The following is an 11,011-nucleotide window of genomic DNA, read 5'->3' as shown; positions in this document are numbered from 1 at the left end:
TCGGCAGGAAACATCTTCAGATACACCGGAGACCAAGGCCCAACCCACTGGGTCCAGATCCCCGGCGCCCTGACCCGGATCTCAGCCGGATCGAGGACCAATGTGTGGGGCGTCAACTCCGCCGGAAACATCTTCCGCTACACCAACGATGACGCCAATCCCTGGATCCAGATTCCCGGCGGCCTGAGCGACATCGGCGCAGCCGCCGACGGCACCGTCTGGGGCGTCAACTCGGCAGGAAACATCTTCAGATACACCGGAGACCAAGGCCCAACCCACTGGGTCCAGATCCCCGGCGCCCTGACCCGGATCTCAGCCGGATCGAGAAGCAATGTGTGGGGCGTCAACTCCGCCGGAAACATCTTCCGCTACACCAACAACGACACCAGCCCCTGGATCCAGATCTCCGGCGGCCTGAGCGACATCGGCGCAGCCGCCGACGGCACCGTCTGGGGCGTCAACTCCGGTGGAGACATCTTCCGGTACGCCGGGGACCAGCCGGGCTAGGAGCTGTCAGGCGAAGCGGCCCTGGTTGTCGAAAACCGCGCCAGTCTCGCCCCCGCGACACCTGCCTCCCCGGGCGTGAGCACACGACAAGGACGGCTCCGCTGACGTCCGTCAGCTCGTCGTCCGGCGAGGACCCCGGGGATCAGGTGCCGTGGCGATGCGGTGACGGTGTCCTGCGGCTGATCTCGAGGAGTTCCTCGAAGTCGACGGCGATCCCCTGCAGGAGCATGTCCACGAATCCCACGGCGAGGGAGGAGGTGAAGCGGGACTCACCGAACAGACTCGCCTGGAACACCGCGGACGCGAGCAGATCGATCACGAGCTCGGTGTCGAGCCCCGGCCGGAGGTGTCCTCGGTCCACCGCCCTGGTCAGTGTGGCGGCAACCGCGTCACGAACGGGCCGGATGAGCGTGTCCATGAGGTGCCGGTGAAGTTCCGGGTCGGCGGAGCAGTCCGCGACCAGCGGGGCGAACACGCCGTTCGGTACCCGCTGCAGCAGTGCGTCGGCCAGCAGTTCGACGCTCTGGATGAGATCACACCGGGTGCATTCGTATCGTTCTTCGGGCAGCACCTGGGCGGCTTCGACCCGCTGCCCGCAGGTTTCCTCGGCGCGGCGCTCGCGGCGGGCTGGACCGTCGGCTCGATGCTGAGTGCCGGCAGAGCCGGCCAGGCGCGGCAGCTGATGGCGATCGCGCCCCTCGTCTCCGCGATCGGCCTCACCGGTCTGGCGCTCTCCGCACACCCCGAGGCGTCACTGATCACCGTGCTGCTCTGGGTTGTCCTGCTGTTCGTCGCCGGTAGCGGCGTCGGCATCGCGTGGCCGCACATGATGACGACCGTGATGAGCACAGGCCGCACCCCGGAGGAGAAGGACACCGCGTCCGCGTCCATCACCACCGTCCAGTTGATCGCCACGGCGCTGGGTGCTTCCCTCGCCGGAACGGTCACCAACCTGGCCGGGATCGACGGAGACGCGTACGCGATCGGCACGGCGGCGCGGTGGCTCTACGGCACCTTCGCGGTGATCGTGTTCCTGGGCGTGCTGTACGCCAACCGCATCGTCCCGCCGTACGAAACGAGCAGGTCGGAAGCCTGAGCGGAAGCCTCTTCACGGCCCGGCGTTGCGGTCGCACGGCGACGCCGGTGCCGCAGAGCACGTCATCCTGAAGGCCGGCTCATGACTGCGCCTTCAGGATGGCGATCATGACAGTGCCTTCATGACAGTGCCTTCAGGACGGCGGAGTGCGGTACGGCGACAGCTTGGCGACCGCAGGGCGCGGTCACGGTGGTAGCCGCGAGCAACGCGTCGAGCACCGCTTCCTCCACCGAATCCATCACGGCGGCGAACACGAGGTCCAGCTCACCGGACCGGAGGTCGGACGGAGGCGAGCCGGCATCGGTGGAGAAGGCGAGCGCGTAGTCGCCGCTGCCGTGGCTGTAGGCGGCTCCGGTCCGGCCGAGCGCGAGGACACCACGGTTCGCGATCCGGGTCAGCTGCCGTGCCGAGCAGGGGAAGTCGATGGCGACGACCACCACGCAGGACCCCTCAGCCGAGCGTGGACCCGCCATGGGCAGGTCCAGGCTCTGCGGCGTCACCAGCTGTCCGCGGAGCCGGAGTTCACCGCCCATGTTGGCCTGCACGAGCACGCCGACCACGGCGTCCCGGCCACGCACCCGCACCTTGCGTGATGAGGTGCCGATCCCGGCCTTGTAGCCGAGGGCGCACGCTCCCGTTCCACCGCCCACATTCCCCATGTCGACCGGGCCGCTTCGAGCCGTGTCCAGCGCGCTCCACACGTGCTCCGGGGTGATCGGCCGCAGGTTCGTGTACGACAACCACGTGTCATTGACCTCGCCCACGACCGGATTGATCGACCGCACCGGTTCGTCGGCGCGGTCGATGATCCAGGTGAGCAGAGCGTCGGCGACGCGGAAGGTGGACAACGTGGAGGTCAGCAGGATCGGGGTCTCGATCTCCCCCAGCTCCATGACCTGCGTGGCACCGACGAACTTGCCGTAACCGTTGGCCACGCTGAACCCGGCCGGGAGTCGCCGGCCGTGCGGCACGATCGCCGTCACCCCCGAGTACACCCCCAGCTGCTGGTCGCTGATGGTCGTATGGCCCACCCGGACACCGCTGACGTCGGTGATGGCATTCCAAGGACCGGGGTCGAGCCGGCCGATCACTTGACCCGCATCCCGGATCCGCAGCTCACTCACGCGCCTCCACCTTTCTCATGTACGCCGTCCACTCTGCGGAAGACATGAGGTGGGGACACCGTACCCGCGGACAAGAAACAGGGACCGGATTGGGCCCGCGGACAAGTTCGTACCGCTGTCCCGGCGAGGCCGCCCGTTTTCGCCCGAGGCGACGACCCGGTACGGCCTGTGCAGGCCGTACTCAACGCAGCCGCGTGATCCCCGAAAGGGGCATCACCGCCAGGGCAGGCCGTGGGTGTGACCAGGGCCTGCCTGGCGACTCACCGGTAGTACCCCTCGACCGGGACGCGCGCCTCGTCATAGAGGGCCGGGCCCTCCTGCGGCACCTGCGGAAAGTCGCCACCCGGTTTGAGGCCGGTGAGCTGCTCCCCGGAGAGGGCGAACACGACGCGGCCGAGCCCGGAGCGCTGGAGCGCCCCCGTGCACATGGTGCAGGGCTGGCAGCTGGTGTACATGGTCGTGGCGGCCGCGGTTGCGGGATCGAGCTCGCGGGCCGCCCAGCGGGCCAGTTTCAGCTCCGGGTGCGCGCTTATGTCGGCGTCGGTGAGCGTGGTGTTCTGCTCCTCGACAAGCACGTTGCCGTCAGAGTCCGCCAGCAGCGATCCGAACGGCGGGTTGCCGCCCGCCCGTGCCGCGGCGGCGAGCTCGATCGCGCGGCGTAGAAGTCGTTCCTCGTTCTTTGTCACGGTTGCTCCGTTCGCGGGTGAAGGTCCCAATGAGCGGCGACAGCTGCGAGCATCTGCCATTTCGCCTCGGGGTGAAGGGTCTCGTCCGGGTCGCCGCCGAACGGGTCGAGCACGACCGTCTCGGCACCGAGCAGCCGTAGCTGTTCGAGGTCCTCGACGACCTGGTCAATGGTGCCCTCGCCGGCGAGGCGGTTGGGATCGGTGACGTGCGAGCCGGTGATCCGCAGGACGATGCGTGGGACGAAAGCAGGCACCGGCCGGTCACCGGCGGCGGCCTTCATCCGGTCGACCGCCTCGCGCAGCCAGGGGAGAGTGTTCCTGAGCGGATGCCACCCGTCGCCGAGGCGAACCGCTCGGCCGATGGCGGCGTCGCTGTTGCCGCCGACCCACAGCGGTATCGGTCCGGCGCGGTAGTCCTCGATGTCGTCCCGGGCGGCCCGTAGCGCCAACAGGGTGTCGTCGGTGAGCTTCCCACGCTGGCCGAACGGCACGCCGAGCGCTGCGAACTCCTGCCGGGCCCAGCCTGCGGCCACGGCGAGGACCAGTCGGCCGCCGCTGAGCCGGTTGAGGTTGGCGGCCATGCGAGCGGTCAGGAGCGGGTGCCGGTAGGGCGCTATGAGCGCCGTGGTCCCGAGCCGGACCCGGCCGGTGATGCCGGCGAGCCAGGCGAGGGTGGTGAACGGCTCGTAGAACGGCGCGGGATATTGTCTGGCGACATCGGGCGTCACCACGACATGGTCGGAGACCATCAGGAGATCGAAGCCCAGCCCCTCCACCGTCTGCGCCCAGCTGTGCAGGACGCCGGGGTCAGTGCCGGGCCCGAAGTTCGGAACGTTCACACCTATTCGCACCGGTTCAGGCTATCCAGGCGATCGCCCGATGATTAAGAGGTTCCTTCCGGCATAGGCGGTAGACATCCGGGATTCTGCCGGTATTTTTACCAGATGGCCGAGAATCTTGACTTGACGGACTGGGCGATCCTCGTAGAGGTCCAACGGGACGGCCGCGTCCCGCTCACCGAGCTGGGACGGCGGGTGAACCTCAGCTCCTCGGCGACGACCGAACGGGTGAGACGCCTCGAATCGATGGGCGTCATCACCGGCTACCACGCCGAGGTCGACCTGGAGAAGGTCGGGTTCGCGGTGCTCGCCATCGTGCGCCTCAAGTACCCCGGCAACCGGCACGAGCCGCTGCACCGGCTGCTCGCCGAGCGGGCGGAGATCCTGGAGTGCCTGCGAACCACAGGCGACGACTGCTACACGCTGAAGGTCACCGCGGCGTCCATGCTCCATCTGGAACGGCTGGTCGGCGAGATCGCCGAGTTCGGAAGCACGACGACCAACATCGTCTACAGCCAGACGCTGCCGTACCGCGGTCCGCAGCGAGCCCCGGACGCCTGATGGCCGCGTGCACGTCCGCTATCGTCTCGAGCCTGTTCGCCATCTGCGCCTACCGGTTCTCCCCGTGGACCGCCGACCTGGGCGATGCGCGATCGTGGCGTGCCAGAACCCGCACTGTCTACGGGCCGCTGGAACACATGTCCCGTCGCAGCGCAGGCCACCTCGACCGGCCCCGGCTCCTGACAGGAGAAGCCGGGGCCGACCGTGTCCTCGCCAACCCTTCCCTCAGCCCCGAAAAGGGAAGAGCATGGCCTGGCGAGAGCTCGGGTGGCTGGTTCTTCTACTGCGGCTGCGGGTCCAGGGAGGCGCACCCCTCCTGGACCTTCAGCCAGGCCTCCGACTTGGGCCTGAGCTCCTTGAACCCGGCCGGCTTCTTCTCGTCCTTGGTGATGGGCTGCCAGGCGCCCCCCTTACGCAGGCACAGGGCCCACGCGGCGAACGCGTCGTCCTCCTCGGGAGAGGACGGCTCTGAGTCGCCGAGGATCACCGAGTTCCACTCCTCGCACGCCTTCATGGCGGCGTCGAGCTTGGCCTGGGTGGCCTTGGTGACGGCACTGGTGTCGAGGTCCTGGCCCTTGACCGGGTCCGGGATGTCGATCCCGTTCTCCCGCATGCACCCGGCGAACTTCACCGCGGTCTCGTGCCAGCTGGGCTTGGCGGAGCTGGAAGTAGCGGGAGCAGGGGAAACAGCGGAAGCAGCGGAAGCAGCAGGAGCAGCGGAAGCAGCGCTCGACGTGCTGGCGAAACTCTGAGCCCCGCACGCCGTGGTCAGCGCCAGAGTGGGAAGAGCGGCCAGGACGGCAAGACGCCGTTTGGTGATGAACACATGTCCTCCAACGGGTCGCTTACTGCCCAAAACCCTGGCCCACCCGTATGAGCGGCCCGTCCGTGCCATGTCATGAACGTGTAATAGCTTTCAGGTCCGGACAAACCGCGAGTCAGAGACGCCGATACTGGGACACATGGCGCGCGTGTTGCTGATCGAGGACGACCCGAACGTCAGGAACGCTCTGACGCTCGCCCTCAAGGGCAGGGACCACGAGGTCGAATCGGCGGCGTCTGGGGAGGAAGGGCTGGAGCGGCTGACGCGCTTCGCCGCCGACGTGGTCGTGCTCGACCTCATGCTGCCCGGAATCGATGGGTTCGAAGTCTGCCGTCGCATCCGCGCGACCACCTCAACCTCGATCGTGATGCTGAGCGCGCGGGGCGACGACTTCGACGTGGTCGGCGGGCTGGAGGCCGGCGCGGACGACTACGTGGTCAAGCCGGTGCGCCCGCAGGTGCTGGAGGCCCGGATCAGGGCGGTGCTGCGCCGTACCAACGGCGTGCCCTCGCCCGTGGAGACCTACGGCGCACTGTGCGTGGACCGCGCCTCCCTGACCGTGAGCAGAGACGGACGGCGGGTCGCACTGCCACCGATGGAGCTGCGGCTGCTGCTGCATCTGTCGGCCGCGCCCGGGCAGGTCTTCAGCAGGCAGCAACTGCTGGAGTCGGTGTGGGAGCACGACTACCTGGGCGACTCGCGGCTGGTGGACGCGTGCGTGCAGCGACTGCGCGCCAAGATCGAGGACATGCCTGCCGAGCCGAGGTACGTGCAGACCGTGCGCGGATTCGGTTACCGCTTCGGGCCGGTATGACCTGGCTGCGGGGGTTACGGGCCCGGCTGGTGATCACGTTCGTCCTGGTGGGCGCGCTGAGCGCGGTGGGGTCCGCCGGACTGACCTACTACACGACGCGGGTCAACCTGCTGACCGGGGTGCAGAACCGGTTGCTGAAGGACTTCAGGAACCGGGTGGTGCTGCTGTCGCGCGACATCGTGCTGCCCGCCGGCGACGAGGAGCTCGCCCAGCTGGCCGAGGACCTCGAGGTGGGCGACCGCAAGGTGTACGTGGTCAGGGACGGCGCCATCCCCAGCGACGCCCGCATCACCGCCGAACTGCGCGCGCGCGTTCTGCAGCGGCCCGAGCTGGCCTGGCAGCGGGTGATCCGCGACGGCGTGCCGTACCTCGTGGGCGGCAGCAGGGTCATGCTCCTCGCGGGCGGCAACCCGTCGGGGATCACCATCTATCTCGTCGAGTCGCTCGCGCGAACAGCCTCCGACGAGACGACCGTGCTGCGCGCCGCGCAGGCGGCGATCCTGCCCGTCATCCTGCTGGCGGCGCTGGCCGGGCTGCTGGCCGCGCGCGGCGTGCTGCGCCCGGTCGCCGACCTGGACCGCGCGGCCCGGCGGCTTGGCGAAGGCCGGTTGGAGACCCGCCTGCCCGTACGCGGCGGTGACGAGCTGGCCCGGCTGGCGAAACAGTTCAACGAGACCGCCGCCGCGCTGGAGCGCTCGGTCGGCGAGCTGCGCGAGATGGAGGCCAGGTCACGGCGGTTCGTCGCCGACGTCTCCCACGAGCTGCGCACCCCGCTGGCCGCCGCCACCGCCGTCACCGACGTCCTCGAAGCCGGCGCCGACCGGCTGAACGGCGACGCCGGGACCGCCGCCCGGCTGGTCACCGCCGAGATCGCCCGGCTCACCAAGCTCGTCGACGACCTGATGGAGATCTCCCGCTTCGACGCAGGAGCCGCCGTGCTCAACCTCAACGACGTGGACGTCGGCGCCGCCGTCGCCGCCTGCCTGCGCTCACGCGGCTGGAGTTCCGGCATCACCACGGACCTGCCGCCGGACATCCGTGTTCCCCTCGACCCGCGCCGCCTGGACGTCATGGTCGCCAACCTCGTCGGCAACGCGCTGCGGCACGGCGCGCCCCCTGTCACGGTCCGGGTGCGCGCAGGCGGCCAGGCCGTCGCCATCGAGGTCGCCGACCATGGGCCGGGCCTGCCCGCCGACGTTCTCCCGCACGTCTTCGAGCGCTTCTACAAGGCCGACGCCGCCCGCGCCCGCTCAGAAGGCAGCGGTCTTGGCCTGGCCATCGCCCGCGAGAACGCCCTCCTGCACGGCGGCGACCTGACCGTCGCCTCCGGCCCCGGAGCCGTCTTCACCCTCACCCTGCCGAGGAACTACCCCGCCGGGAAGCCGCCCGTCAGAACCACCCCGCCGGGGAACCACCCGTGAGAATCTGGCCCCTCGCCTTGCTCCTGACGGCCTGTACGGCCTGCGGAGTCGGCCCCAGCCGCGTGATCGACGCCGGAGAGCCCGCCCGCGGCTTCGCCGAGGGCACCCCCCTGTACTTCGTGCGGGACGACCGCCTCGTCTTCGTCAGCAACCTCGCGGGCCCGTTGGAGGCCGCCGAGGCCGTCGAGTTGCTGCTCGAAGGACCCGGCCCGCAGGAGCGCGAGCGCGACTTCGTCACCCGCCTGCCCAAGAACCTGGCCGTCCAGGTGAACGACGACGGATTCACGCTGGGCAAGAGCGCCCCGATGCTGGTGGGCGGCCGATGGCTGCCGCCGGTAACCCGCCTGTCGCGGATGGCGACCGGGCAGCTCGTCTGCACGATCGCCGCCGCCACCGCCACCAAACGCGACGTGGACATGGATGACGTGCGGGTGGCCGTACCGGACAAGGGGCAGGTGCGCTGTAAGGACTTCACATGAGCTGCCCGGGCGGCCGAATTGATCCCGTTCTGGATGCACCCGGTCAGCTCGCGCCGTTTCCTGACCGGCTCCTCCACCACCGCACTGATCACGTCGACCGGGTTGTCCTTCGAGGCGAGGGCCTTCCCAAGGTCGTGTCCAATCCGGACGAGGTGTTCTTTGATTCGTTACAGCGCTCTGCTGTCAATGCTCCGAACACAGGAATAATGTGCTGATCTATTAGGCCTGGTTGCGATGGTTCCGAGAGGTGTCGCGTGCAGGTTTTCGAGACGCTGCAGGCCGAAGACCCACGGCACGTAGGGCCTTATCGGATTGTGGCGCGGCTCGGCGCAGGCGGAATGGGCCGAATCTATCTGGGGCGCTCCAAGAGCGGCCGGGCGGTGGCGATCAAGGTCATTCGCCCGGAGCTCTGCGATGACCGTCAGTTTCTGGAGCGGTTCGCCCGGGAGGTCGCCCTCGCCCGCGCAGTGAGCGGTTTCTTCACCGCGGCCGTGGTCGACGCCGACCCACAGGGTTCGCCTCCGTGGCTGGCGACGGCCTACGTGCCCGGACTCTCACTCCATGACGCGATAGCCGAGCACGGGCCGTGGAAGGAGATGTCCGTCCTGGCCCTGGGGGCTGGGCTGGCAGAGGCACTGGGATCCATTCACGCCGCCGGAGTGGTGCATCGCGACCTGAAACCCTCCAACGTGCTCCTCGCCGCGGACGGACCCCGGGTGATCGACTTTGGCATCTCGTTCGCCATGGAGGGCAGCAGGCTGACCGACACGGGCATGGCGGTGGGAACGCCTGGCTTCATGTCCCCCGAGCAGTTGACGGGAGACCCGGTCGGACCGGCCAGCGACATTTTCTGCCTGGGGGTCGTGCTCGCGTTCACCGCCACCGGAGCGGGCCCCTTCGGCACCGGCTCCTGGCAGCGCCAGTGGTATCGCACCGTGCACGAGGAGCCGAACCTGGAGACGCTCCCGCCTCGGCTGCGGAGCGTGGTGGCGCGATGCCTGGCCAAGCAGCCCGGGCAACGGCCGACCGCAGCCACCCTGCTGGACGAACTAGCCGAGCATGTCACCGACGAAACCGCCGTCACCGCGCTGTTCGCCGACACCACCTGGCTTCCGGAAACGGTCGCGCAGGCCGTCCGGACCCGCACCGCGACGCCGCTGCCCGTGTCACCGCCTCCGGTGACACCCCCTGCCGTCCACGCGACGCCGGGCACAGCCTCCGACTCGCAACCCACTCCGATCACGGCCGAGGCCTCGCATCCGACGCTTCACGTCTCCGCCGCGAATCGGCGGCCCGGACCGCAGCCCGTGCCCACGGATCAGCCGGCGCCCGCGCTGACGGGAGATGATTCGCACCGGCGGCCGACGGCGGCCAAGGGCGTACGACGCCGACGCACCCTACTCGGCCTTGCGGTACTCGGTGCCGCGGCCGGTTTCACCGGCTGGCAGCTTTACGGAACCGGCCCCCGCGCCAACGAGCCCGACGCCTCGCCCAACCGGAGCGTCCTCGTCGGCGGGCCGAACGCTTCGGCAGGTCAGGGCAACGCCATGGTATCCACCGCCACGTCCGGCAAGATCGGCGTCATCCTTCCCCACGACGCGGTGGCCCGCTGGGAGAGCACGGACCGCAAGTACCTCGAGGCGGCCTTCAAGGACGTGGGCGTCCAGTACGACATCCAGAACGCCCAAGGCGACAAGGCGGCGTTCCAGACCATCGCCGACCAGATGATCAGCAGCGGTGTCACCGTTCTGATAGTCGTCAGTCCGGACGGCGAAACCGGCAAGGCCGTGCTTGACAAGGCCAAGGCTCAAGGGGTCGTCACCATCGACCACGACCGGCTCACCTTCGGCGGCAACGCCGACTACTACGTCGGCTTCGACCAGACCGCTGTCGGCAGGCTGCAAGGTGAGGGCCTGGTCAGGTGCCTGACCGGCAAGGGCGTGGACAAGCCCGTCGTCGCCGAGCTCAACGGCTCCCCGACCGACGACAACGCCGCCCGCTTCAAGGAGGGCTACGACAGCGTGCTCCGGCCGAAGTACGACTCGGGCGAGTACGTCAAAGGCCCGGACCAGTCGGTGCCCGAATGGAACGACGTCAAGGCGCAAAGGATCTTCGAGCAGATGCTCGCCCGCGAGTCGAAGATCGCGGGTGTGCTGGCCGCCAACGACGGCCTCGCCAACGCCACCATCACCGTGCTGAGAAGCCAGAAGCTGAACGGCACAGTCCCGGTCACCGGCCAGGACGCGAGCGTGCAGGGCCTGCAGAACATCCTCTCCGGCGACCAGTGCATGACGGTCTACAAGGCGCCCAAGCTGGAGGCCGACGCGACCGCGCAGCTCGCGATCGCCCTCGTCCGGGGCCAGAAGCCGACCGCGACCGGCACCGTCAAGGACCCCGAGACCGGCAAAAACATCCCGGCTGTCCTGCTCACCCCTGCGGGGATCTTCAAAAACGACGTCAAGGATGTCGTCGCGGACGGTTCCCCGACGAAGGAGGAACTATGCGTCGGCGAATTCGCCGACAAGTGCGCCGAGGCCGGCGTCAGCTGAACCCATTCCCTCTGCTCCGTGTGGCCAGAGTCATGGCAGGGGGTCACGTGACCCTGTGACACGCTCGCAGGTGTACCGGCCCGGTGTCCCATCAGGGCGGGACACCGGGCCA

Annotated in this window: 12 protein-coding genes; 7 read left to right on the top strand and 5 right to left on the bottom strand. The window is 68.9% G+C overall.

Annotated elements, in window-relative coordinates; translation table 11 throughout:
* A partial coding sequence (locus AB0395_RS29400) for a tectonin domain-containing protein (RefSeq protein WP_366286529.1) occupies positions 1–507 on the top strand: 507 nt, incomplete at its 5' end.
* Positions 508–649: 142 nt separating this feature from the next.
* Here AB0395_RS29400 and AB0395_RS29395 read toward each other — a convergent pair.
* On the bottom strand, positions 650–1,003 hold the full coding sequence (locus AB0395_RS29395) for a TetR-like C-terminal domain-containing protein (RefSeq protein ID WP_366286556.1): 354 nt from the start codon (positions 1,001–1,003) through the stop codon (positions 650–652).
* Here AB0395_RS29395 and AB0395_RS29390 point away from each other — a divergent pair.
* Positions 935–1,603: a hypothetical protein gene (locus AB0395_RS29390; protein WP_366286561.1), complete on the top strand. Its 669-nt coding sequence runs from the start codon at positions 935–937 to the stop codon at positions 1,601–1,603. The genes AB0395_RS29395 and AB0395_RS29390 overlap by 69 nt on opposite strands.
* A 119-nt stretch (positions 1,604–1,722) precedes the next feature.
* Here the strand turns inward: AB0395_RS29390 and AB0395_RS29385 are convergent, their stop codons facing one another.
* From AB0395_RS29385 to AB0395_RS29375, 3 genes are all read right to left on the bottom strand, one after another.
* Positions 1,723–2,727, bottom strand: a complete 1,005-nt coding sequence (locus AB0395_RS29385; protein ID WP_366286527.1) for a P1 family peptidase — start codon at positions 2,725–2,727, stop codon at positions 1,723–1,725.
* A 260-nt stretch (positions 2,728–2,987) separates the two neighbouring features.
* Positions 2,988–3,413, bottom strand: coding sequence for a nucleoside deaminase (locus AB0395_RS29380; protein ID WP_366286525.1), 426 nt, complete (start codon positions 3,411–3,413; stop codon positions 2,988–2,990).
* Positions 3,410–4,264 carry an LLM class flavin-dependent oxidoreductase gene (locus AB0395_RS29375; RefSeq protein ID WP_366286522.1) on the bottom strand — a complete coding sequence of 285 codons (855 nt, stop codon included), beginning with the start codon at positions 4,262–4,264 and terminating at the stop codon, positions 3,410–3,412. The genes AB0395_RS29380 and AB0395_RS29375 overlap by 4 nt, the downstream gene beginning before the upstream one ends.
* 93 nt (positions 4,265–4,357) lie before the next feature.
* Between AB0395_RS29375 and AB0395_RS29370 the strand changes: the two genes are divergently transcribed.
* Positions 4,358–4,813, top strand: a complete 456-nt coding sequence (locus tag AB0395_RS29370; protein WP_366286519.1) for an Lrp/AsnC family transcriptional regulator — start codon at positions 4,358–4,360, stop codon at positions 4,811–4,813.
* 280 nt (positions 4,814–5,093) lie between these two features.
* On the opposite strand, the gene AB0395_RS29365 is transcribed toward AB0395_RS29370, so the two are convergent.
* On the bottom strand, positions 5,094–5,639 hold the full coding sequence (locus AB0395_RS29365) for a hypothetical protein (RefSeq protein ID WP_366286517.1): 546 nt from the start codon (positions 5,637–5,639) through the stop codon (positions 5,094–5,096).
* Between the two features lie 136 nt (positions 5,640–5,775).
* Here AB0395_RS29365 and AB0395_RS29360 point away from each other — a divergent pair, with 136 nt between their 5' ends.
* The 4 genes from AB0395_RS29360 (at position 5,776) to AB0395_RS29345 (ending at position 10,899) form a co-directional block, all read left to right on the top strand.
* Positions 5,776–6,450 carry a response regulator transcription factor gene (locus tag AB0395_RS29360; protein WP_366286514.1) on the top strand — a complete coding sequence of 225 codons (675 nt, stop codon included), beginning with the start codon at positions 5,776–5,778 and terminating at the stop codon, positions 6,448–6,450.
* A gap of 29 nt (positions 6,451–6,479) precedes the next feature.
* A complete protein-coding gene (locus AB0395_RS29355) occupies positions 6,480–7,871 on the top strand; it encodes a HAMP domain-containing sensor histidine kinase (protein ID WP_366286511.1) in 1,392 nt (463 codons plus the stop codon).
* Positions 7,868–8,350 (top strand): hypothetical protein, encoded by a 483-nt coding sequence (locus AB0395_RS29350; RefSeq protein ID WP_366286509.1) that lies wholly within the window; start codon positions 7,868–7,870, stop codon positions 8,348–8,350. The genes AB0395_RS29355 and AB0395_RS29350 overlap by 4 nt, the downstream gene beginning before the upstream one ends.
* Positions 8,351–8,604: 254 nt before the next feature.
* Positions 8,605–10,899 carry a bifunctional serine/threonine-protein kinase/ABC transporter substrate-binding protein gene (locus AB0395_RS29345; protein ID WP_366286506.1) on the top strand — a complete coding sequence of 765 codons (2,295 nt, stop codon included), beginning with the start codon at positions 8,605–8,607 and terminating at the stop codon, positions 10,897–10,899.
* Positions 10,900–11,011 lie beyond the last annotated feature (112 nt).

The organism is Streptosporangium sp. NPDC051023 (assembly GCF_040689595.1).
Lineage (GTDB): Bacteria > Actinomycetota > Actinomycetes > Streptosporangiales > Streptosporangiaceae > Streptosporangium.
The sequence above is the reverse complement of the archived record's forward strand: the minus strand, read 5'-3'. Positions and strand labels throughout refer to the sequence as shown.

Excerpts from the sequence above, each read along its gene's own strand:
- AB0395_RS29370 (WP_366286519.1), top strand. The coding sequence starts at position 4,358 with ATGGCCGAGAATCTTGACTTGACGGACTGGGCGATCCTCGTAGAGGTC.
- AB0395_RS29360 (WP_366286514.1), top strand. The coding sequence starts at position 5,776 with ATGGCGCGCGTGTTGCTGATCGAGGACGACCCGAACGTCAGGAACGCT.